The organism is Acinetobacter sp. WCHA29 (assembly GCF_002165335.1).
GTDB lineage: Bacteria > Pseudomonadota > Gammaproteobacteria > Pseudomonadales > Moraxellaceae > Acinetobacter.
Map to the genome: position 1 here is coordinate 36,103 of NZ_NHRQ01000016.1, position 23,007 is coordinate 59,109.

At 38.2% G+C, this 23,007-nt stretch carries 25 protein-coding genes and 1 pseudogene; 24 read left to right on the forward strand and 2 right to left on the reverse strand.

What is annotated here, in order from left to right; all coding sequences use genetic code 11:
• The first annotated feature begins 25 nt into the window (after positions 1-25).
• Positions 26-1,063: a class II fructose-bisphosphate aldolase gene (fba, locus tag CDG59_RS10920; RefSeq protein WP_004662410.1), complete on the forward strand. Its 1,038-nt coding sequence runs from the start codon at positions 26-28 to the stop codon at positions 1,061-1,063.
• 98 nt (positions 1,064-1,161) lie between these two features.
• Here fba and CDG59_RS10925 read toward each other — a convergent pair whose 3' ends face one another.
• On the reverse strand, positions 1,162-2,472 hold the full coding sequence (locus CDG59_RS10925; RefSeq protein ID WP_087545339.1) for a peptidylprolyl isomerase: 1,311 nt from the start codon (positions 2,470-2,472) through the stop codon (positions 1,162-1,164).
• Positions 2,472-4,937 (reverse strand): LPS-assembly protein LptD, encoded by a 2,466-nt coding sequence (locus CDG59_RS10930; RefSeq protein ID WP_087545341.1) that lies wholly within the window; start codon positions 4,935-4,937, stop codon positions 2,472-2,474. The genes CDG59_RS10925 and CDG59_RS10930 overlap by 1 nt, the downstream gene beginning before the upstream one ends.
• Before the next feature lie 118 nt (positions 4,938-5,055).
• On the opposite strand from CDG59_RS10930, the gene CDG59_RS10935 reads away from it, so the two are divergent.
• The 23 genes and pseudogenes from CDG59_RS10935 to CDG59_RS11045 all read left to right on the forward strand — a co-directional run.
• On the forward strand, positions 5,056-6,069 hold the full coding sequence (locus CDG59_RS10935) for an aminoglycoside phosphotransferase family protein (RefSeq protein ID WP_005159863.1): 1,014 nt from the start codon (positions 5,056-5,058) through the stop codon (positions 6,067-6,069).
• The gene (gene murU, locus CDG59_RS10940; protein WP_005159865.1) at positions 6,069-6,758 is read left to right on the forward strand and encodes an N-acetylmuramate alpha-1-phosphate uridylyltransferase MurU; all 690 of its coding nucleotides are present in this window, start codon (positions 6,069-6,071) and stop codon (positions 6,756-6,758) included. The genes CDG59_RS10935 and murU overlap by 1 nt, the downstream gene beginning before the upstream one ends.
• 176 nt (positions 6,759-6,934) lie before the next feature.
• Positions 6,935-7,570 carry a 16S rRNA (guanine(527)-N(7))-methyltransferase RsmG gene (rsmG, locus tag CDG59_RS10945; RefSeq protein ID WP_087545343.1) on the forward strand — a complete coding sequence of 212 codons (636 nt, stop codon included), beginning with the start codon at positions 6,935-6,937 and terminating at the stop codon, positions 7,568-7,570.
• A gap of 18 nt (positions 7,571-7,588) precedes the next feature.
• Positions 7,589-8,371: a ParA family protein gene (locus tag CDG59_RS10950; protein WP_005159877.1), complete on the forward strand. Its 783-nt coding sequence runs from the start codon at positions 7,589-7,591 to the stop codon at positions 8,369-8,371.
• Complete coding sequence (locus CDG59_RS10955) at positions 8,368-9,255, forward strand: ParB/RepB/Spo0J family partition protein (RefSeq protein ID WP_087545345.1); 888 nt, start codon at positions 8,368-8,370, stop codon at positions 9,253-9,255. The genes CDG59_RS10950 and CDG59_RS10955 overlap by 4 nt, the downstream gene beginning before the upstream one ends.
• A 47-nt stretch (positions 9,256-9,302) precedes the next feature.
• Complete coding sequence (locus CDG59_RS10960) at positions 9,303-9,932, forward strand: MotA/TolQ/ExbB proton channel family protein (RefSeq protein WP_087545347.1); 630 nt, start codon at positions 9,303-9,305, stop codon at positions 9,930-9,932.
• Positions 9,933-9,946: 14 nt separating this feature from the next.
• Positions 9,947-10,375, forward strand: coding sequence for an ExbD/TolR family protein (locus CDG59_RS10965; protein WP_087545349.1), 429 nt, complete (start codon positions 9,947-9,949; stop codon positions 10,373-10,375).
• Positions 10,372-12,099 (forward strand): lipid A export permease/ATP-binding protein MsbA, encoded by a 1,728-nt coding sequence (gene msbA / locus CDG59_RS10970; protein ID WP_087545351.1) that lies wholly within the window; start codon positions 10,372-10,374, stop codon positions 12,097-12,099. The genes CDG59_RS10965 and msbA overlap by 4 nt, the downstream gene beginning before the upstream one ends.
• A gap of 2 nt (positions 12,100-12,101) precedes the next feature.
• Positions 12,102-13,109 (forward strand): tetraacyldisaccharide 4'-kinase, encoded by a 1,008-nt coding sequence (lpxK, locus tag CDG59_RS10975; RefSeq protein ID WP_087545353.1) that lies wholly within the window; start codon positions 12,102-12,104, stop codon positions 13,107-13,109.
• A 9-nt stretch (positions 13,110-13,118) separates the two neighbouring features.
• Positions 13,119-13,880 carry a 3-deoxy-manno-octulosonate cytidylyltransferase gene (kdsB, locus tag CDG59_RS10980; protein WP_087545355.1) on the forward strand — a complete coding sequence of 254 codons (762 nt, stop codon included), beginning with the start codon at positions 13,119-13,121 and terminating at the stop codon, positions 13,878-13,880.
• A gap of 2 nt (positions 13,881-13,882) precedes the next feature.
• Complete coding sequence (locus CDG59_RS10985) at positions 13,883-14,866, forward strand: DNA polymerase III subunit delta' (RefSeq protein WP_087545357.1); 984 nt, start codon at positions 13,883-13,885, stop codon at positions 14,864-14,866.
• A gap of 338 nt (positions 14,867-15,204) precedes the next feature.
• Positions 15,205-15,549 (forward strand): PilZ domain-containing protein, encoded by a 345-nt coding sequence (locus CDG59_RS10990; RefSeq protein WP_004662384.1) that lies wholly within the window; start codon positions 15,205-15,207, stop codon positions 15,547-15,549.
• A gap of 17 nt (positions 15,550-15,566) precedes the next feature.
• The gene (locus CDG59_RS10995; RefSeq protein ID WP_087545359.1) at positions 15,567-16,340 is read left to right on the forward strand and encodes a TatD family hydrolase; all 774 of its coding nucleotides are present in this window, start codon (positions 15,567-15,569) and stop codon (positions 16,338-16,340) included.
• Between the two features lie 40 nt (positions 16,341-16,380).
• On the forward strand, positions 16,381-16,992 hold the full coding sequence (locus tag CDG59_RS11000; RefSeq protein WP_034601445.1) for a TetR/AcrR family transcriptional regulator: 612 nt from the start codon (positions 16,381-16,383) through the stop codon (positions 16,990-16,992).
• 8 nt (positions 16,993-17,000) lie between these two features.
• The gene (locus CDG59_RS11005; protein ID WP_005159908.1) at positions 17,001-17,552 is read left to right on the forward strand and encodes a prepilin-type N-terminal cleavage/methylation domain-containing protein; all 552 of its coding nucleotides are present in this window, start codon (positions 17,001-17,003) and stop codon (positions 17,550-17,552) included.
• Positions 17,539-17,925 (forward strand): type II secretion system minor pseudopilin GspI, encoded by a 387-nt coding sequence (gene gspI / locus CDG59_RS11010; RefSeq protein WP_087545361.1) that lies wholly within the window; start codon positions 17,539-17,541, stop codon positions 17,923-17,925. The genes CDG59_RS11005 and gspI overlap by 14 nt, the downstream gene beginning before the upstream one ends.
• Positions 17,925-18,554, forward strand: coding sequence for a type II secretion system minor pseudopilin GspJ (gspJ, locus tag CDG59_RS11015; RefSeq protein WP_087545369.1), 630 nt, complete (start codon positions 17,925-17,927; stop codon positions 18,552-18,554). Before gspI ends, gspJ begins: the two co-directional genes overlap by 1 nt.
• A complete protein-coding gene (gene gspK / locus CDG59_RS11020; RefSeq protein WP_087545363.1) occupies positions 18,551-19,507 on the forward strand; it encodes a type II secretion system minor pseudopilin GspK in 957 nt (318 codons plus the stop codon). Before gspJ ends, gspK begins: the two co-directional genes overlap by 4 nt.
• A 110-nt stretch (positions 19,508-19,617) precedes the next feature.
• Entirely contained in the window at positions 19,618-20,214 is a 597-nt protein-coding gene (locus CDG59_RS11025; RefSeq protein ID WP_005159917.1) for a 6-pyruvoyl trahydropterin synthase family protein, read from the forward strand.
• Positions 20,215-20,259: 45 nt separating this feature from the next.
• Positions 20,260-20,973, forward strand: a complete 714-nt coding sequence (gene ung, locus CDG59_RS11030) for a uracil-DNA glycosylase (protein ID WP_050040245.1) — start codon at positions 20,260-20,262, stop codon at positions 20,971-20,973.
• Positions 20,970-22,094 carry an enoyl-CoA hydratase/isomerase family protein gene (locus CDG59_RS11035; RefSeq protein WP_171295032.1) on the forward strand — a complete coding sequence of 375 codons (1,125 nt, stop codon included), beginning with the start codon at positions 20,970-20,972 and terminating at the stop codon, positions 22,092-22,094. The genes ung and CDG59_RS11035 overlap by 4 nt, the downstream gene beginning before the upstream one ends.
• A gap of 5 nt (positions 22,095-22,099) precedes the next feature.
• The gene (gene tadA / locus CDG59_RS11040) at positions 22,100-22,624 is read left to right on the forward strand and encodes a tRNA adenosine(34) deaminase TadA (RefSeq protein ID WP_087545367.1); all 525 of its coding nucleotides are present in this window, start codon (positions 22,100-22,102) and stop codon (positions 22,622-22,624) included.
• A gap of 66 nt (positions 22,625-22,690) precedes the next feature.
• Positions 22,691-22,930, forward strand: a pseudogene (locus CDG59_RS11045) (SRPBCC family protein); the annotation flags it as partial.
• Positions 22,931-23,007 lie beyond the last annotated feature (77 nt).

Sequence of the window (23,007 nt, forward strand, 5' to 3'; positions counted from 1 at the left end):
ATGGCGCATTACCTGGGAGGATATTATGGCACTCATCTCAATGCGCCAGCTCTTGGATCACGCTGCAGAACATAACTACGGCGTACCAGCGTTTAACGTAAACAATTTAGAACAAATGCGTGCAATTATGCTCGCTGCTGATGCAACGAATTCACCTGTTATTGTGCAAGCTTCGGCAGGTGCACGTAAATATGCAGGTGCACCTTTCTTACGTCATTTGATTTTGGCAGCTATTGAAGAATGGCCACATATTCCTGTGGTAATGCACCAAGATCACGGGACGAGTCCTGATGTCTGTCAACGTTCTATTCAATTGGGCTTTAGCTCTGTGATGATGGATGGTTCATTGGGTGCTGATGGTAAGACTCCAACATCATATGACTATAATGTTGATGTTACTCGTCGTGTTGTCGCAATGGCACATGCGTGTGGTGTTTCAGTTGAAGGTGAGATTGGTTGCTTAGGTAGCCTTGAAACTGGTATGGCTGGTGAAGAAGATGGTGTTGGTGCTGAAGGTGTGCTGGATCATTCTCAATTACTCACTTCTGTTGAAGAAGCAACTCAATTTGTCGCTGATACGAATGTAGATGCTTTGGCAATTGCTGTTGGTACTTCACATGGTGCGTACAAGTTTACTCGTCCACCTACAGGCGATATCTTGGCAATTGATCGCATTAAAGAAATTCATGCTGCGTTACCAAATACGCATCTTGTAATGCATGGTTCAAGCTCTGTACCACAAGAGTGGTTGGCTGTGATTAACCAGTATGGTGGTGATATTAAGGAAACTTACGGTGTTCCTGTTGAGCAGCTCGTGGAAGCAATCAAGCATGGTGTTCGTAAGATTAATATTGACACCGATTTGCGTTTAGCATCTACAGGTGCGATGCGTCGTATGATGGCTGAAAAACCAAGCGAATTTGATCCGCGTAAATTCTTTGGTGAAACAGTTGAAGCGATGAAGCAAATCTGTGTAGATCGTTATAATTCATTTGGTACATCAGGTAATGCAGATAAGATCCGCCCAATTTCTTTAGAGAAAATGGTCGATCGTTACAAATAATTAATTTGTAATATAAAACTAGCGGCAATTGCCGCTAGTTTTATTTTGAATATAGTTAAAATAAAACTGCCTACGATAGCCGGCAGTTTTAAATTGGATTATTTCGGTGCTTTCGTGTCTAGATTTGCATCTTTAATTTCAACATAAGCATTAGCTCGAAGTTCACGCATCCAACTGTCTACTTCAGTATCAAACAAACGCTCACCTAAAATTTGACGAGCCATACGTTCTTGCACTTCTTTAGTCATATCTTGTTGTCGAGTATCAGTCACTTGTAAAATGTGCCAACCAAACTGACTTTGGAAAGGTTTACTGATTTGCCCAACTGGTGTTTCTTTCATGACTTGTTCAAACTCAGGCACCATAACACCAGGACTTACCCAGCCTAAACTGCCACCATCACGTGCTGAACCTGTATCATTTGAATAGGTTGCAGCGAGGGTTGCAAAATCTTCGCCCGCCGTCGCACGATTATAAAGACTATCAATCATTTGTTTTGCACGATCTAAGCTGACAACTTCAGATGGTTGAATCAAAATATGTCGAGTTTTATATTGTGATACAAGTGCTTTTTGATCATTTTGTTTGCGTTCTAAAAGTTTTAAAACATGAACGCCATCGCGGACATTGATCAGTTCTGTGGTCTGACCCGTTTGTAATGGTGTTATGCGTGCTGCAAGTTCAGTAGGAATGTCTGATAGTGCTCTGAATCCCATATCAGCACCATCAACCTTGATTGCACTGGTCGCAAGCTTGGTACTAATCGCTTTAGGATCATCACTAGTTGCAAGTGCTTGTTTGACTTCTTGTGCAACTTTTTTAACTTCTTCGCTATTTTCACCAGAAATACGCATGTGAATCACATGGACTTGTGTGCCAAGCGCAGCTTGGCCTTCTGGTGAATTTAAAAAGTTTTCAACATCATGATCACTGATTTTAATACGAGACATGACTTGTTGTTGGCGTAAGCGACCAATTGCTAAATCTTCCGCAATCCTATTGCGTAAATTTTCATAAGTATCTGGTGCAATCGCGTCCAATTTTTGTTGGAATGCTTCTAGTGTATTAGCACCTGATTGATTTGCAATTTTTAAGACAGCAGCATTTAAACTTTTTTCATCAGCTTTAATGCCAAAACGTTTGACCTGTTCTAATTGGGCTTGACGGATAATGAGCTGATCAAGTACTTGCATCTGTAAATACTGTTGGGGCGGCACAGTTTTATTTTGTGCTTTTAACTGATGTTCTGTTTCTGCAATCCCTTGTTCTAAATCACTTTTAAGAATGACACTACTATCAACTATTGCAACAACCTCATCCGTAGGTTGCGCAAAGCTTTGCATTGATGAAGAAATAAGTGTAGCGAGAACAGTCGCTTTAAAGATATGTTGGAAAGATTTTATCTTCATTAACGTTGTGTCCAAGATTGATTAATTTTGTTGAAACCTAAAACTCTATTTTCAAGAAGAGAGGCGAGCTTATTGTTGAGTGCACCTAGACCTTTAAGTGTAACCTCAGCCATAACAGCACGTTTTCTATGAACATCTGGTGAGTTTGGATCATCTAAATCATTGTAGTAAGATCTGCCATAAACTGAAACTGCCCAACAGCAAGATTCATAATTCACACCAAGTAAGTATTCTCGCATTAAACTATTATCTAAGTCATATTGAGCGTGACCCATAATACGCCAATTATCTTTTATTGGTTGTATAAACGATGCAACAGCTTGGTCGTATGAACTTTGACGATCTTGAATATTGCTACGATAGAAATAACCTACATTGTATAAGTTGCCTTTATCTCCAGCATAGTAGGCTTGGAAGTCACGTTGAGCATTGTCGCCGTTTGACATCCAAGCAGAATTTGCAGCTATGGTAAAGTTTTGATTCAATTGACTTGAAACACTTACAATTGGACCAGTATGGCGCTGTGTGTCAAACTCATCTGGTTGCTGATTTAATGTGACACGTCGATCACTAAAATAATAGCTTTGCCCAATACTTGCTTTTATACGTTCTAAGCCCTCTGTATCTAATAGGCTATAAGTTACACCCAGAGACAAGAAGTTATTATCATCTAAGCGGTCGTGTCCATAGAATCGATAAGGGTTGAAAAGTTGATCGTAATTAATTGATGCGGTAGTGGAATCAAAGTTAGGATGATCATCTTGTTTTTTATAAGGAGAATAGGCATAAAACGCACGAGGTGAGATACTCTGCAAATATTTACCTTCTTTTTCAAAAGTAACGCCTGTTGCAAAACTAAATTGAGGTACCGCAACAGATTTTTCTAAATCATCAGATATAGAAAGATCGCGACCTTCTTTAGAGTCTTGATCATAAAAAGTATTAATGCTTCTTACAGATATTTCTGGAATTGCATAAAACCACGATGGCGTTAGGTAGTTATAGCGAACGGCAAATTGATTATAAATACGTGTACCACTTGACTCTAACGCAGAGCCATCGGTGATCGATTTCTTAAAATAAGCAGTGTCGTTATTAAACTCATATTGTAAGCCTTGAGGGTTCCCACCTACATAATTTAATAAAAACTGTGGAAGTCGTGCATAAGGCTTATCTGCATCTTTGATACTTTGATCTAGCGTTTGAAAGTCTTCAACCTTTAATTGAGCCTTAAGTCCAGGAATACCATTGCGATAATTAAGTTCCCATGCGCGACGTAAGTTAAGATCTGTTCGCGTGTTTGGGTTGTTATTGAAGTCCGCAAAGTAATCTTTATCGGAAGCGTAGTTGTACTCTAAGTTGGTTGACCATTGGTTATTGATTTTCCAATCATGAAGAAAATGTAAATCACTTCGATCTTTATCTTCGTAATGGTTGTCGTTTGGTAAATATCCACCCCAAATACGTCCAGAACCAAAACTTTCAGTCATATAACGGAATTCGGCATCTAATTTTGCGCCACGTTTGCTCATATAACTTGGTGTGAGTGTAAGATCGTAATTTGGTGCAAGGTTAAGGTATACAGGTGCAGTCAGTTGGACGCCACCTTCGTTACTATAACCAAAAGTTGGACTTAATAAACCAGTGGTACGACGGTCATCAATTGGAAAATTGAAATATGGCACGGCTAAAACAGGCACGTCTTTTACATACAGTTTTGTTACGCGAGTTACGCCACGACCAGTTGCTTGGTCAAGTTCAATTTGCTTAGCTTGGATTTTCCAAGCCGGTTTTTGTTCAGGAGGGCAAGCGGTATAACTTGCATCTTTCAATACAACTAAATTTTCATTCTGTCGTTTAATCTGACTTGCATGTCCGTGAGCATGTTGCTGTTCAGAAATATAAAAACTATTGTTCAAATCGCCTGTTTGGGTTTTTAAATTATAATTTATTGCGTCACTTTGAGTAAGTAAGCCTGATTGAGCCAGTTGTACTCGACCTTGAGCGGAGGCGTGCGTCTGAGTTGAGTCAATCGTAACTTGATCGGCACGAATTGTGCGACCTTCTTGATCAATCACGACATTGCCTTGTAGAACAGAATCGCCAGTTGGGTTGTAATGCCCATAATCAGCGGTAATCACCGAAGTCGTTGTATTGGAATTGCTTGCCTTTGTTTCGGGGTTAATTGGAGTGACCCATGTTCCCTGACAAAAAGAAGAGCTTAAATAACGATTATCTCGTAATTGTGCTTCTGGTGCAGATTTGTCGACATAATATTGCTGAAAAAATTTTTCACCAGGATAACTGTCTTGATCTTGGTTTTTTTGGATAGTGGCTTGCAGCTGTTTATTGTCAAGCGTAGAGACAGCATCAGCTGGAGCTGCGAAACCTGATTGGATCGAGCCGCCACACAAGAGTGTCAAAATAGCTGTTGCTAAAGGATTAAATTTAAACTGATGTTTCATTGTCTCATTAACCAGTACGCTAATTCACAATTAATTATTGTCGCATCATAGAGAAAAAGTTGATAAGTGGCTACACTTAAGCTTTCAAAATCTCAGCTAGTTTTAGATTTTATTGCAAATGAATACACAACGTGAACAATTGATACAAACTTGGCTCCAAGCCACTCTCCAATCTGATCAATTCGAGATCAATTATTTGGCTGGAGATGCAAGCTTTCGCCGTTATGCGCGAATTAAGTTACAAAACAAAACATATATGCTGATGGATGCGCCACCTGAAAAAGAAGATTGTGCACCATTTGTAAGTATTGACGAGTTTTTTGACAAAAATGGTGTGCGTGTTCCGCATATCGTTGCTAAAGACCTAACTTTAGGATTGTTACTATTGGAAGATTTTGGTGATGTTGTTCTTTCAACCTTACTAACAGATGAAACTGTTGACCAATACTATGCACAAAGCTTTGAACAGTTGATTGAATTACAACAAATCGACGGTCTTGAACAACTGCCCGCATACTCTTATGAAAAATTAATGACAGAGATGCGTTTGCTGACAGAGTGGATGTTGCCTTCATTAGATATTCAGCCTACAGAGCAACAGTTAGAAACGATTGAACAAGCTTTTGACTTTTTAGCTGTTGAGGCGACGCATCAGCCACAAGTGATTGTGCATCGTGATTTTCATAGTCGTAACTTGATGAAAATAGAAAACGAGCAAGCATTAGGCGTGATCGACTTCCAAGATGCAGTCATTGGTGCAGATACCTATGATCTGATCTCGATTACACGTGATGCTTATGTACAATGGAATGCTGAGCGTGTCTACGAATGGTTTGAGGTGTTCTATAACTTATTACCAGCTGTAGCGAAAGAGAATCGTAGTTTCGAGCAATTCAAGCGAGATGCAGATTTGATGGCAATTCAACGCCATCTCAAAATTCTAGGTATCTTTGTTCGTCTGTTTGAGCGCGATGGTAAATCTGGGTACTTAAAAGATTTACCACGTGTAATGTGGTATTTGCTTGAAGAAAGCCAAGGTTATGATGAGCTGAATGAATTTATGCAGTTTATTCGTGACGTGGTCATGCCTAAATTTATTGCGAAATATGGCGATTACGAGGTTGCAGCATAATGAAAGCGATGATTCTTGCTGCAGGGCTAGGGAATCGCATGCGTCCTCTGACCTTACATACACCTAAACCTTTGCTTGAAGTAGGTGGGAAGCCACTGATTGTTTGGCATATTGAAAAGTTGCAAAAGATTGGTGTTACAGAGATTGTCATTAATACCGCTTGGTTGGGTGAAAAACTGGCAACTACTTTAGGAGATGGCTCAAAATTCGGTGTGACGATTTTGTGGTCTCATGAAGGAGAAGGGCTTGAAACCGCAGGTGGTATTATCAATGCTTTACCATTACTGGGTGATGAACCTTTTATTTTGGTGAATGGTGATGTTTGGACCACGATGGATTTTTCGTCATTGTTAAATGTCCATTTGGGAGATAAGCAAGCACACTTAGTATTGGTTGAAAATCCACCGCAGCACCAGAAAGGTGATTTTATCTTGTCTAATAATTTGGCCCATACTTTTGAGCAGGGACAAATAGGTGAAGCCTTAACTTATAGTGGTGTTGCAGTATTAGCTCCGCAGATGTTTAATGGTTTGGAAAATGGTAAAAGGCCTCTAGCGCCATTGTTAAAGCAAGCGATGCAACAACAACAAGTGTCAGCTGAAAAATTACAAGGGATTTGGGTGGATGTTGGCACACCTGAACGTTTGGAACAGCTAGATCAACAAATTAAGCAAAATAAGTTTTCGTAATAGGTTATTGTCTTATTTACCTTAAATTTGTCTAAGGAAAGACAAAAAACTGAATAGATTGTGCAGTTTATCAGGTTTGAAAATGTTTAACTGCATAATCGTTCAACAAGTCCTACTGTGCCTTGCATCAGAAATGGGTATACTGCACGGCAAGTTTATCGAGATGTCGCACTGTTATGCATCCTTTTTTTCAAGAATTAAAGCAAGGTAGTCAAGCGTTAGGTTTAAACCTAAGTGAGGAAGCGCTAACACTCTTATTGAAATATCAAGATGCTCTAGTGCTATGGAATAAAGCATATAACCTGACAGCGATTCGTGACCCGAAAGAAATGCTGGTTAAACATTTATTAGATAGCTTAAGTATTTTAAATGATTTGCCACAAGGACGTTTATTAGATGTTGGCACGGGTGGTGGAATGCCGGGCATGATCATTGCATTATGTCAACCAGAGCGCTCGTGTGTATTATTAGATTCAAATGGAAAAAAAATTCGTTTTCTTAAGCAATTTATTGCCGATTTAAAATTGGATAATGTTGTTGCAGTTCAAACACGTGTAGAAAATGAAGACACGATTGATGAACTTGGTCAGTTTGATGTCATTACTAGTCGTGCATTTGCTTCATTAACTGATTTTGTAGATGCAGCGCAACCCTATATGCATGAGCAGAGTATTATTGCGGCAATGAAAGGTTTGGTTCCAACTGATGAAATGGAACAGATGAAAGAACAGTATTCATGCAAAGTGATTGAGTTGCGTGTGCCGCGATTAGATGAACAACGTCATTTACTTTTACTTCAACGAATTCAATAAAAAATATTAAGGGTAATCATGGCTCAAATTATTGCGATTGCAAACCAAAAAGGTGGCGTGGGAAAAACCACAACAGCCGTTAATCTTGCTGCTTCTTTGGCGATTTTGAAGAAACGTGTCTTATTGGTTGATATGGATTCTCAAGGTAATGCCACTATGGGGTCTGGCGTTCAAAAGAATGACTTACTTTACTCGATTACCGATGTGTTGTTGGGTGAAGTGCCAATTGAAACAGCAATTCAGAAAGCTGACGTTGGTTATAAAGTTTTAGGTGCAAATCGTGAACTTGCTGGCGTTGAGTTAGCAATTGCCGAGCAAGAAGGGCGAGAGTTTATTCTCAAAAATGCGTTACAAGAAGTAGATTCAGCATTTGATTATATTATTGTAGATTGTGCACCAAGCCTAAGTTTGATAACAGTGAATGCTTTGGCTGCGGTCAATGGTGTAATTATTCCGATGCAGTGTGAATATTATGCTTTGGAAGGTTTGGCAGATTTGACACAAACAATTGATCGTATACAAAAAGCCCTGAATCCAAACTTGGAAATTGTAGGGGTGTTACGTACGATGTATGATGCTCGTAATGCTTTAACCCGTGACGTGTCTGCTGAGTTAGAGCAATATTTTGGTAAAAAGTTATACGAAACGGTGATCCCTCGGAATATTCGTTTGGCTGAAGCGCCAGCACATGGCTTACCAGTGATTTATTTCGAAAAAAGCTCAAAAGGTGCAGTTGCATATTTGAATTTAGCTGCAGAAATGTTGAAGAAAAGTAAAGTGAAAAAAGGAAGTGCTGTATGAGCATCAAAAAACGCGGATTGGCTAAAGGTCGTGGTTTAGATGCACTATTGGGTTCAATTCAAAAAGAGAAATTGCAACTTGAAGCACAGGCTTTGGATCATGGTCAACTCAAGCAAATTGATGTCAATTTACTGAAACGTGGCGAATATCAGCCACGCCGTTTTATTCAAGAACAAGATTTACAGGAACTTGCTTCATCAATTGAGAAGCATGGCGTAATGCAACCGATTGTGATTCGTCCAGTGGATGATGAACAACACCCTTATGAGATTATTGCAGGTGAACGCCGTTGGCGTGCTGCCCAATTAGCAGGTTTGGCTGAAATTCCAGCAATTGTACGTGACTTAAATGACCAAGTCGCAATCGCATTGGCGTTAATTGAAAACATTCAGCGACAAGATCTCAATCCAATTGATCAAGCGGTAGCTTTGCAGCGTTTCCATGATGAATTTGGTTTAAGTCATCAAGAAATCGCGGATACAGTAGGTAAGGCTCGTACTACGGTGAGTAACTTATTGCGGTTATTAAGTTTGGCTGATCCAATTAAGGACTTAATGCAACAAGGTCAACTTGATATGGGACATGCTCGTGCCATTCTGACCCTAAAAGCGAAAGAGCAAATGGATGTTGCTAAAATCGTAATTGAAAAAGCATTATCAGTGCGTCAGACTGAACAGTTAGTACGTGAGTGGAGTGAACCAAAGCCTGAAAAGGAAAAGGTGCAGGTTTCTCCTGATATTGAACAATTGACTCAGAAATTATCGGAACGTTTTGGAGCAAATGTTGAAATTGACCATAACCAAAAAGGTAAAGGAAAAATGGTCATTCATTATCACTCATTGGATGAGTTGGATGGAATTTTAAATATTTGTTTACCTAACTAATATTTAAGGTGCGTCCTTTTATATTTTAAATATTATTGGGGAATAATATGTGGGAACTTGTGAAAGCGGGTGGTTGGTTAATGCTACCGCTTATTCTCTCATCAATTTTTACGGTTGCTATTACAATTGAGCGATATATTCGCTTAAGACGGTCACAAGTTTTACCTCAAGCATTACTGGTTCAAGGCTCAAATGTGGATAATGTTATTCCACATTTAGAGCAAAATGACGTTGTAAAAAGTCCGTTAGGTCGTATTTTAAAAGCTGGTTATGATCATCAAGATCAAGGTGAGCAGTTTGCGCGTGCACAAATGGAAGCAACAGCTTCCCAAGAAATCAGCTATCTAGAAAAAAATATTAACTTTTTAGGTACATTGAGCGCGATTGCACCCTTGCTTGGTTTGTTAGGAACAGTACTTGGTATTATTGAATCGTTTTTAGTGATTGATATCGGTTCTGCTGGAAATGCAAGCATGATGATGCCAGGTATCTCTAAAGCATTGATTACTACGGCTGTAGGTATGCTGATAGCGATTCCAGCAATGATTGCTTATCGTTATTTTCAACGTGTAGTACATGAATATATTGCTGAGTTAGAACAACAATCAACATTATTTCATGCTGCACTTTTCTACAAAAAAGCACCTCATGTGCAAGAAAATCGCCGTGCAAGCTGAGCATAGGTGACATTATGAAATTTAAACGTTCTCAAGTTGAAGATATTCATATCAATTTGACGCCAATGATTGACTGTATGTTATTCATTTTGGTGTTTTTATTATTATCTACCACATTTAGTCAGCAAAGCCGTATAAATCTTACTTTACCAGATGCTCAAGGTGTTCCACCTAAACAATTCGATCACAAAATTGAAATCATGGTAGACTCCACGGGACATTATTCTGTGAATGGTCAAGCATTATCGACCAAAGATAGTGCCGATCTCAGTACTGCGATTAAACAGGCTGCACAGGATCGTCGTGATTTTATGTTTATTATTGCAGCTGATGCAAAAGCAAAACATGAAGATGTGATTCGTGTAATGGATGTGGCAGGTCAACTCGGCTTTGTTAATATCAATATTAGCACCAAAGTTCCAACTAGAGGTTTTACTGAGTGAATCAGGATTTTAAGGCTTATGTCCGTTTAATATCATATTTAAAATCTTATTGGGGCGTTGCCTTATTCGTCTTACTTGGTTTTGGAATCAACGCTGCGACAGAGGTTTCTGTCGCAAAGTTATTGAAATATATTATTGATGCAATCCAAAATGGTAGTCGCGAAAATTTAGATTGGTTCCCGGCCTTAATTGTCTTACTTATGTTTTTCCGTGGCCTTGGTTTGTTCTTAGGTGGATACTTTTCAGCAGTTATTTCACGTAGTTTGGTATTTAGTATTCGTCAAGAAGTTTATGCTAAATTACTGCGCTTACCTGCGCAATATTATCTTGATAACAGTGCAGGTCATATCAGTGCAAAATTGATGTATAACGTCGAACAACTCACAGCAGCATCATCTGAATCTCTACAAACATTAGTTAAAGATGGTTTAATTGTTATTGGTTTGTTGAGTTATTTACTCTATACCAACTGGCGTTTGACTCTATGTATCGTGGTTTTCATGCCTTTCATTGGGATATTGGTCAGAATCGCATCTAAGAAAATGCGTAAGTTGTCAATTCAAGTGCAAAACACGATGGGCGATGTGAACCATGTGGTACAAGAAACGATTAATGGAAACTCGGTGGTTAAGAGTTTTACGGGTGAGGTTTTTGAGCAGCAACGTTTTTACAAATCTTCTGAGGAAAATCTTCGTCGTGGCCTAAAAATGGTTGTGGTGCAGAATATTAATAGCCCGATCATACAATTACTATTGTCTATGGCAATGGCAATTATTTTATGGTTAGCGCTTCGCCCACAGGTTTTAGGTGACACCTCAGCAGGAGAGTTTGTTTCCTACATTACTGCGGCAGGTCTGATCTCTAAACCAGTGAAGAATTTAACTGATATTAATGAGAAACTTCAGCGTGGTTTGGCAGCAGCGCATTCAGTATTTGAACTGCTTGACATGCCAGAAGAAGAAAATAATGGTCAGCTTAAGCCAGTTTTGAAAGGCAATATTAAATTTGATCATGCTAATCTGCGTTATACAGATGGTACGCATGCAATTAAGGATTTTTGTCTAGATATTGAAGCAGGTCAGACCATTGCTTTGGTTGGTCGATCTGGCGCAGGGAAAACCTCATTAGTAAATATGTTGCCGCGTTTTCAAGAATTAAGTGAAGGGCAAATTTATTTTGATGATATTCCTGTACAAGAGATAGAGCTTTCTTATCTTCGCTCACAAATTGCGACAGTCAATCAACAGGTTGTGCTATTCAATCGTTCAGTGCGTGACAATATTGCTTATGGTCAGCTTCAAGACTCAAGTGATGAACAGGTTATTGCAGCTGCAAAAGCTGCTTTTGCGCATGACTTTATTATGAATTTGCCACAGGGTTACGACACAATACTTGGTGCGCAAGGTTTGAATCTTTCAGGCGGTCAGCGTCAACGTATTGCGATTGCCAGAGCAATCTTAAAAGATTCTCCGATCTTAATTTTAGATGAAGCAACCAGTGCGCTTGATAATGAGTCTGAATACTTCATCCAACAAGCTTTTGATGAAGCGATGCAAGGTCGTACGACGATAGTGATTGCACACCGTTTATCTACAGTTGAAAATGCAGATCTTATTGTGGTAATGGACAAAGGACAAATTATCGAGCAGGGTACACATACTGAGTTGCTAGATAAACATGGCGTGTATTATCAATTGCATCAACGTAATTTTGAGGAAAATTAATAATGTCTATTGCGCAACACGTACAAGATGCTTGGAATAAAAAAGCGTCGTGGTTAATCGTGTTGCGTCCTTTATCATTATTGTATCGCTTAGTTTTTGAATTAAATAAAACCTTATATACGATTGGTTTTAAGAAAAAATACACAGCCCCAATTCCTGTGATGATTATTGGTAATATTACGGTTGGAGGAAGTGGGAAAACACCTTTATTAATTCAGCTCGTTAAATATTTACAGCAACAAGGTGTTCGTGTTGGAGTAATTAGTCGAGGATATGGTGGCAAAGGACCTTTTCCAGTTTTGGTGAATGCTTTGTCTGAACCAGATTTTGCTGGTGATGAGCCGTGCTTAATCGTTCAATCTACTCATGTACCCATGGCGGTTGGGCCAAATCGTCAAGCATCAATTGAATTATTATTGAAATCTGAAAAACTCGATTTAATTATTAGCGATGATGGTTTGCAGCATTGGGCATTAGCACGTCAAATTGAATGGATTGTTCTAGATCAAAATCGTGGTTTGGGGAATGAAAAGTTGTTGCCTGAAGGGTATCTACGTGAGCCTAAATCACGCCTGAATAGAAGTACGGTCATTGAACATACTAAAATTGCTCAATCACAAAGGAATATGCATTTAGCAATTGGTCAGCCATATCTGTTAAATTTAAATACAGATTCAAATGTATTTGATCCAAATCAGTATTTTAATGTGGTTGTTGGTATTGGCTTCCCACAACGATTTTATCAAACTTTAAATCAATTGAATGTGAAGCAATATCAAACACATGAGTTTGCTGATCATTATGATTATCAGATCGATGATCTCACCTTCAATAATCAAGATGCAATTATTACCACAGAAAAAGATGCGGTAAAGCTTAAGGTTTTATTGAAACAATACCCAGAATTTAATATTCCGATTTGGGTTGTGCCTGTTGAAGCGGTTTTATCTGCAGACTGTTATGATTTATTGAAACAACAATTGCAACAAGTCGGTATCCAATTTTCTTAGAGTTCTAACATGAAACATATTGTCATTCCTGCTCGTTTTGCGAGTTCACGTTTACCTGCAAAACCACTTTTGCTTATTCATGGTCGCCCAATGATTTTACGTGTCGTAGATCAAGCGAAGAAAGTTGCAGGTTTTGATGATTTATGTGTTGCGACTGATGATGAGCGTATTGCAGAAGTGTGTCGTTCGGAAGGAATTGATGTGGTTTTAACCAGTGCCGATCATCCGTCAGGCACAGATCGTTTGAGTGAAGTTGCTCGTCTAAAAGGCTGGGCAGAAAACGATATTATTGTCAATGTACAGGGTGATGAACCATTACTTCCTGCTCAATTGGTTCAACAAGTTACTCAGCTTTTAGTTGATCAACCGCATTGCTCAATGTCTACTTTATGCGAGCCTATTCACGCATTAGATGAATTTCAGCGTGACAGTATCGTCAAAGTCGTGATGAGTAATCGTAAAGAAGCATTATATTTTAGTCGAGCAACTATTCCTTATGATCGTGATGGTGCAAAACTACAGCAGCCAAAGCTGCATGATCGTGCTTTTCGTCATCTGGGTTTATATGCATATCGTGTGAAATTGTTGCAAGAATATGTGTCATGGGAACAAGGCGATCTTGAAAAATTAGAAAGTCTTGAACAATTACGCGTATTAGAAAATGGTCATCGTATTGCGATCGATATTGCTGAAGCCAATCTGCCTCCGGGTGTAGATACACAAGCTGATCTAGAGCGTTTAAATGCGCTACCAGTAAGTTTATTTGAATAATTATGATGAGTATGCAGTCAACAACCGTTTATCCTTGGCACAAGCAGACATGGGCGTTGTTGACAACGCGTTTTCCCGATATAGGTCATGGTTTACTTTTTTATGGTAAACATGGCTGCGCGAAACATCAATTTACTGAGCGTTTTGTGGCATGGGTATTATGTTTAAACAAACAAGCCGAACAAGCTTGTGGTGAATGTACAAGTTGTCTTTGGTTGAAGTCTAATACACATCCTCGCTATGTCCATATCACCACAGATGAAGAAAATAAAAAGCAAAATGCCAAGATAAAAATCGAAAAGATTCGTGATTTATTACCATTTGTTCAACAGACTGGTGATGGATGGCGAGTCGTTGTGATTGAGCCTGCGGAGGCTTTGAATATAGCATCCGCAAATGCATTGCTAAAGACTTTAGAGGAACCTGGAGAAAGGGTTATTCTTATTCTATTGGCGGACCATTACTTGAAATTACCCGCAACGATTCGAAGCCGTTTGCAGCATTTCGCTTTAGACCGTCTAGATACCCAAGATGCACAAAAATTTATTCAGCAGCAAATAGCGAATATTTCAGCTGAACATATTGATTTGTTGCTTAATCTTGCAAATGGCATGCCATTGACTGCCGTTGAGATTAATCAGAGCGATTGGTTGCATAAAAGAGATTTATTCTTGAAAGATTGGTTTAAGTTGGTCTCAGAAAAAAATATGCCTTTAAGTTATTCAAGCAAGTGGTCGAAAGAGTTGAGTTTCTCTGAATTTATGACAATGTTTGAATATTTGTTGGCTGATTTAGTCGCTATAAAATTAAATCAATCTTTGAGAAATAAAGACTTAGATTTAACACAGCTTGCACAGCTTTATGACTTGGAAAGCTTATTTCAAATTTATTCTGACCTGCAACAGAAAAAATTGATGGTTGAGCAAAATGTACAAACACAGTTGGTACTAGATCAGTTGTTTATTCAATTGATGCATGTGGTTTAGATAGGTTATTAAAATCTTTTATGTTGATTGAATGCTTGATTTTGTAATAGCCAAAAAGCATTTGCTTTCGTTATGGTGATCACCTCTGAAATCGTGATTCATCGAAGGCTATATTTGCTTAAATAAAAACCATTTTTGTTTGTTTTCGAACAGTTTTCCTCAAACATTATTTGTTGTTTGTCGGATTGTTTCCTATAATTAAAATAGCAGTAATTATAGTTTTTTAAATTGACGGTAGAAAATATTGAATTTGAGAGGCATGTAAATATGCTTAAAAATTTACTAATGTTATGAAAATATAGATATTTCAAACTATTTGTATTTGACAGGGGAATGTTATGCAACCACAAATGATGGGCGGAATTATACAGGTCAATATTCCTGATAAAGCAACTTTGCAATCAAGTTATATGCCTTTTGTGCAAGGTGGCGGTTTATTTGTTTCCACGAAACAAGCCGTAAAAATGGGACAGGAAGTTTTTGTTTTAGCGACTTTACCAGAGCAGTCACAAAAAATCCCATTAACGGGTAAGGTGATTTGGATTTCGCATAAACAAACACATTTTAAACCACAAGGTTTTGCAATTCAGCTTGCTGGTGAAAAAGGTGTGTATTACAAAAATGAAGCTGAGAAATTATTGGCTGGTTCAAAAGCGATGGATCGTCCAAGTTTTACGATGTAAGTTGATAGGAAATAAGCGTGTTTGTTGATACCCATTGTCATTTAACGATGTTAGATCTGAGTCCTTACGATGGGAGTTTAGATAAAGCGCTTGCCCAAGCTCGCCTTGCAGGTGTTTCAAAATTTATGGGCATCTCAGTGGATTTGGATGATCATATTAAATTGGCTGAAATCGCCTCTCGACATGATGACGTGGGTTATTCTGTAGGTGTTCATCCATGCGAGGATGATCATATTATGGCGCGAGCAACAACAGACTACCTCGTAGAGCTAGCACAGTCTGATAAGGTATGGGCATTAGGGGAAACAGGTTTAGATTATTATCACAGTACAGATTTTATTGCAGAACAGAAACGATGTTTTGCCCGTCATATTCATGCTTCAAAAATTGTAAAAAAACCTGTGGTTGTGCATACACGATCAGCCAAACACGATACCGTCGATATTATAAGAGCAGAGCAATCCACACATGGTATTTTGCATTGTTTCACCGAAGATCGGGAAACAGCGAAGGCTGTTTTAGATTGTGGTTACTATATTTCTTTTTCTGGTATTGTTTCATTCAAAAATGCACAAGAATTACGTGATGTAGCTAAACAAGTGCCGCTTGATCGGTTGTTAATTGAAACGGATAGCCCATATTTAGCACCTATGCCTTATCGGGGTAAAACCAATGAGCCTAAATATGTGCCTTATGTTGCAAAGGCGTTAGCGGATGTATATAACAAGTCAGTTGAAGAAATAGGTATGATTACCACACAGAATTTTGAGAATCTTCTTCGTTTGAAGTAAACGGTTTAGTTGTATTAGCAAAGAGAGTTATCACGTGAAAATGGATCGCCAAGCTCAGTTTAGAGCACGAGAAGCCTTAATTTTTCAGATCGCTGAGCAACTCCTATTAGAAAATGGTGAAGCAGGCATGACTTTGGACGCTTTAGCGGCGGAATTAGATCTTGCTAAAGGCACATTATATAAGCACTTTCAGAGCAAAGATGAATTGTATATGTTGCTGATTATTCGTAATGAACGAATGCTGCTTGAAATGATTCAGGATACAGAGAAAGCTTTCCCTGAGCATCTAGCTTTTTTCATGCTACATCATTTACATCATCCTGAACGTACTGCTTTATTTCATCAAATTGAAGAACGCCTCTCTACGACGGGTCAAGGTATTCAGTTATTATTTAGTGAATTGTATAAAGTTCGTCGTCAACGTTTACGTATTATCATTCGTATGACAGAAAGTTATTTATTAGATATAAATAGCACGATGACAACACGTGATTATTTGGCTTCGATTTGGTCTCTGACTTATGGTGCAGCAGTTATTCTGAATTCGAGCTTTTATCAGCGTTATTTAGGTTCACGTGATAGTTTACGTGTGGCTTATATTGATCAAGCTTTAGGTTTGCCAAAACAAATTGAATATTTAGCGAATGGCTGATAAATAAAATGAAATCACCACATAGATTACAACAAGGTTTTACCCTCATTGAGATCATGGTGGTGATTGTAATCATGACGATTATGACATCTTTGGTTGTTCTGAATATTGGTGGTGTAGATCAACGTCGAGCGATGCAAGCCAGAGAAATGTTTATACTTGATTTAAAAAAGATTAATAAAGAATCAACGGATCAAGCTAAAGTTTTTGCCTTAAATACTCAAAATGCGACTGACGTTGCACCATTTCGCTATAATTTGTTTGAGTATCATGATCAGAGCCATGAGCAAATTCAGCAAGCTGATCGGACGTGGCAGCCGTATAAAGAGTTTAAACTTCGAGAGCTACCGACTAGCGTATCTTTTAGTATTCAAACTTTAAATGCTGAAGAATATCGAAAAGCGAGAAATGAGGACTTATTAGGTGGTAAAGCACCGCAACTCATATGGTTTGGCAATGGTGAAGTTAAGCCTGTCCGTATTCAATTTTATTATGAGCAACAGCCAATTGGACATGAGTTTGAAATAGATCATTTGGGTAAAATAAATGAAGAAGATTAAAGCATTTACCCTGTTGGAAGTAATGGTTGCGTTAGCGATATTTGCTGTCGCTGCAATTGCATTAACAAAAATTGCCATGCAATATACACAATCTACATCGAGTGCGATTTTACGAACAAAAGCACAGTTCGTTGCAATGAATGAGATTGCAATGATGGAAATGAATCAAGAATGGTTAGATGGAACGCAATCGAAACAGGTGACTTCTCAAGGTGAGACTTGGCAGATTGATAAAAAAGCACAGGCTACAATTAGCCCCAAAATACAACGTATCGAATTACAAGTAAGTTTATTTAATACTGAGCAAGGTAAAGTTGAAGCGGGCATCACCAATATGGTGTTTTTTAATTATCCAGCAAAAGCTAAAACATGATGAAAATTAAAAAGGGTTTTACCCTTGTTGAATTGCTGGTTGCAATTGCTATTTTTGCCGTACTTTCAATGCTTGGTTGGAAAGTTTTTGATTATTTATTAAAAGTCAAAGATCGTAATGCAGAGCATGAAACACATTTATTTGCGTTACAAGATGCCTATCAGCAGATTCTAAGAGATAGTCTGCAAATTATTCCATTAACGGCAAATGATGGTCGACAATTACAAGCCGCTTTGGTGCTAAATGATCGTGGTTTTATGTTTAGTAAAGCAGGGGTGTCCGATCCGTTGAAACAAGGTTTGTCACCTTATGAACGTATTGAATATCGCTACGATTCAACACAGAAAAAAGTTTATCGACTCAAATATTCAAATCTAAATATTCCAAATCGAGTACAACCCATCTCCAGTACCTTATTAGAAAATGTAGATCAATTTAAAGTAGTCGTCATGAATCCACAGGAACTGACACAATGGCCTGAAAATATTGGTGATCCTAATAATATTAATGAGTTAAAAAAATTACCATTAGGCATAAAAATACAGCTTAGTGTTGCAGGTACGGATTACGAGTGGATCTATAGTCTACTGAATGCAAATCAATTGTTGGGAAATAACTCACCACCATGAAAAACTATTCATCTCAGCGTGGCGTAGCTTTATTAACGATTTTAGTCATGGTTGCTTTAGCAACGATTTTGGCTGCAACAATTGCAAAACGACAAACCAATACCGCTGAAAATACGGGCTATTTGATGCGTCAGGATCAATCGTTATTGTATGCAAAAAGTGCAGAAGCTTTTTTTTCAGAGTTACTCATTCAAGATAGCGATAATGGTAGTAGTATTGATCATTTACAGGAAAACTGGGCAAAACCGATGCCATCATTTCCCGTAGAAGATGGATCAGTCTCAGGAAAACTACTAGATGAGTCAGGAAAGTTTAATCTAAATAATTTGGTTAAGGCTGATGGCAATCAAGTTGATGATTCTGCTCGACGTTGGTTTGAAAAGTTATTGCAACGTGTAGGTCTGCCTGCTGAACTCAGTCAAGCTGTGATTGATTGGCAAGACACAAATGATGAAGTGACTGGCGCAATGGGTGCGGAGAGTAGCTATTACCAAGGACTAGATCCTGCATATTTAACGCCGAATACCAAGTTTCATAGTATAGAAGAATTAAAACTTGTACGAGGTTTTGAAGGCAAAAACTACGATTTGATCAAACCTTATGTCACGGCATTACCTGAACAGACTAAGGTGAATATGAATACAGCACCTGCATTACTATTAGCCAGTATTGACCCTAAAGTAGATGTCAAAGCTATCGAACAACAATTAAAAATCAAGGAAACTGAGTTAACGCATTTTAATAATGTAGATGATTTATGGAAATTAAGTGCTTTTTCTGGGATTGATGAGCAGAGTAAAACCGATACTGCGTCTTTATTAGATAGTAAATCAAATTATTTTACGGCTCAAATTGAAGTGATGCTAAGTGAGCGTAAGCGCCAATTTAACAGCTTAATGATGAGAAAAGATAAACAAGTGATTGTGTATTCAAGAAGTCTTGCACCATTCTAGTCTTTGTATAGATTGGATTATTGAATAGTCACAAGGCTTAAAATCAATCCCACCGATGATTTTTTTGCTTTATAATAAAATCTGTTTGCAGATATAGATCAGCTTGGTGCATGTTAATTCGTAAATTATTTAAGTTTGAAAATGCTCATATTGTACGTAATTGTACATCAGATCGCTGTAAGCGTTCGATTCACGGGCACAGTTATAAAGTTGAATTACTGTTAAAAGCCTCAAAATTAGATCATGGGCAAATGGTCTATGATTTTGGTCTATTAAAAGGTGTGATTAAAGAGCTTTTTGACAGTTTTGATCACGCAATTTGTTATTGGCAAAAAGATGATCCTGAATATATTCAAGCGTGTAAAACTTTTAGTGCACGTTGGGTTGCCTTGCCAGTTTCACCATCAGCTGAACAGTTTTCAAGGATTTTCTTTTATCTAGCGCAACAGGTGCTCGCTTCAACCACAACACAGAATGGTGAGGGTGATGTTGAGGTCTATTCAGTGATCGTGCATGAAACTGATACAGGTTACGCACAAAGTTTTTTAGAAGATATTGAAAATGAGCAAATGGGTTTACTTAGTCTAGACCAAATTATTTTTTCAGAGCAAGTACAAGTTGAGTGGAGCGATCCTCAAATGTATGAAAATCTGAAAAATGGAATTAAATTCCAAAATCCAAATGTAGAGTTACAAGTTAACATTTAGGTCAGCAAGATTTAAATGTTGGAGTCGTTATTTCAAGGAATGTTGATGCAATTTACTGAACAGCAGCAGGAAAAACTTAATAAAGTTCAGTTGGATGAGTCATGGAAAATCTCTTTGTCAGAATTTCTACTCAGTCAGAAAATGGATCATTTAAGAGAGTTTCTACAGCAACAAATCCTTGCTCAGAAAACGATTTATCCACCTAGCAAGCAAATTTTCAATGCATTGAATACAACCCCGTTACAGGATGTAAAAGTCGTGATATTGGGTCAAGATCCATATCATGGCCCTAATCAAGCCAATGGTCTAAGCTTTTCTGTACAAAGAGGGGTTGCATTACCACCATCTTTGCGTAATATTTTTCATGAATTACATACTGATCTCACAGTGCCGATTTCACGTCATGGGGATTTAAGTAAATGGGCTGCTCAAGGGGTATTGCTATTAAACAGTGTACTCACTGTTGAAGCAGGACAGCCAACTTCTCATCAAAAACAAGGCTGGGAAGAATTTACTGATGCTGTAATTGATGTGTTAAATGAACAGCGTGAGCATGTTGTGTTTATCTTATGGGGTGCTTATGCACAACGTAAAGGACAGCGCATTGATCGAAATAAACATCTAGTGTTAACAGCAGCTCATCCATCACCACTTGCTGCAAACCGAGGTGGTTTTTTTGGCTGTAAAGTATTTTCTAAAACAAATCATTATTTGAAACAACATGGCATTGAGCCAATAGACTGGCAACTGGACGCATAATGAATTCTCCCGATTTAAATAGTTATCACCCAGATTTAATCATCGAAAACGCTAAAAATGGTTGGCGTATTGTTCGTTTAAACCGACCAAAATCTTTACATGCACTTGATGAGTCAATTGTGAGCGCTTTATTGAAAGTATTTGAATATTTTCATGAAGATGACAGTGTTAAAGCAATTTGGTTTGATTCAACCACACCGAAAGCATTTTGCGCAGGTGGTGATGTTCGTAAACTCCGTCAACTTGTCATTAATAATGAAGTAGATACGGCAAATAAGTTTTTTGAACAAGAATATGCGCTTGATTTATTGCTTCATAACTATGCTAAGCCAATTGTAGTTTGGGGTGAAGGTTATGTCATGGGTGGTGGTTTAGGCCTATTCATGGCTGCGCCATTTCGTCTAGTTACACCTTATTCACGTCTTGCAATGCCTGAAATCAATATTGGTCTCTATCCTGATGTAGGGGGGAGTCGTTTCCTTGCAGATCGTGGTCAAATTGGGCTGTTTACAGGTTTAACGGGTTCAATCATGACTTCAGCTGGTGCTTTTAGCATTGGTTGGGCAACTCATATTTGTGAAGCACAGCGAGATAATGTTCTTCAAAAAGTTTTGAATGTGGATTGGAATCATTATCCTGCGGGTGCTTTCCGTGCAATCGATGATACTTTAAATAGTCTACATCGCCCTGTATCATCAGGTCCGTTACAAAATTCAATCGATGTGATTCATAGCGTATGTCGTGGTCAAAGTTTTGAGTATGACTATCAAGCGATTATTGGTTTGAGTGATGCAAGTAGTGATTGGTTACGTCAGGCAAGTGAGAATCTGCAAAAAGGTTCTCCAAGTACTGCTGCGATTACATGGTTGCTATGGCAATGGGGTAAGCAAGGACATGCTTGGGATGAAGTTTTTGCACTAGAATCACAAATCTCTGATTGGAAAATCCGCCATCCAGATTTTGTTGAGGGTGTCCGTGCACGTTTAGTTGATAAAGACTTATCACCAGAATGGAAAGCAGCGGAAAAGATTACATTGAAAGATATTTTATCTGATTGTGCTCCAGTAACTACAATCGATAGTTGGAATGCTTTATTAAGACAATATGGTGTTATTGCTTAAAATCGATGAGTATAGACGTCACAACTCCAGAAAACTTTAATGATGAATATTGGATGCAGCTTGCTTATGAGCAAGCTGCACTAGCTGCTTCGCAGGGTGAAATTCCTGTTGGAGCGGTGATAGTGAGTCAAGAGAAAGTTATTGGTGCTGGTTATAATGCACCAATTAAACAATCTGATCCTACCGCTCATGCTGAAATTCAAGCTTTACGTGCAGCCTGTCAATCATTGAATAACTATCGTTTACCAGATGATGCCATATTATATGTGACGCTTGAACCTTGTACGATGTGTGTTGGCGCACTCATTCATGCTCGTGTCAAAAAAGTAGTGTTTGCTACGACAGAGCCTAAGGCTGGTTCGTTGGTCAGTGCTCGACAATTATTAGAAAATGGCTATTACAATCATAAATTCGTATTTGAACAAGGTTGTATGCAAGCTGAATGTTCATTGCAATTAAGTGAATTTTTTAAACAAAGACGAGAAGAAAAAAAGAAAACTCGGCTATTAAAAACGTCCTTAAATGATTAAAAATGTCTCATTAGTTGTGGCAAACTATGCCTCCGAAGATTTTAGCTAAATCAAAAAGGCAAAGTTATGCGTAACGCAATCACCATACAAAAAGAATTCAACGCACCAATTTCTGAAGTTTTTGAGTTGCTGTCAAAACATGCAACTTATAGTAAAGCATTTGCTCCTTTACAAGTTGTACGTGTAAAAGATTCTGCTGATCCTCAGCGTCCAGATGGAATCGGTTCAATTCGCCGTATGGGCTTTGGACCAATTAAGCCTCTTCAAGAAGAAATCACATTACTAGAAGAGAATAAGCGTATTGAATAGACTTCCTTCATAAATCATTTTTCAATCAATTTAATTGTTTATCTTTCACCCAATCTAAATTGTATATGCCAGCA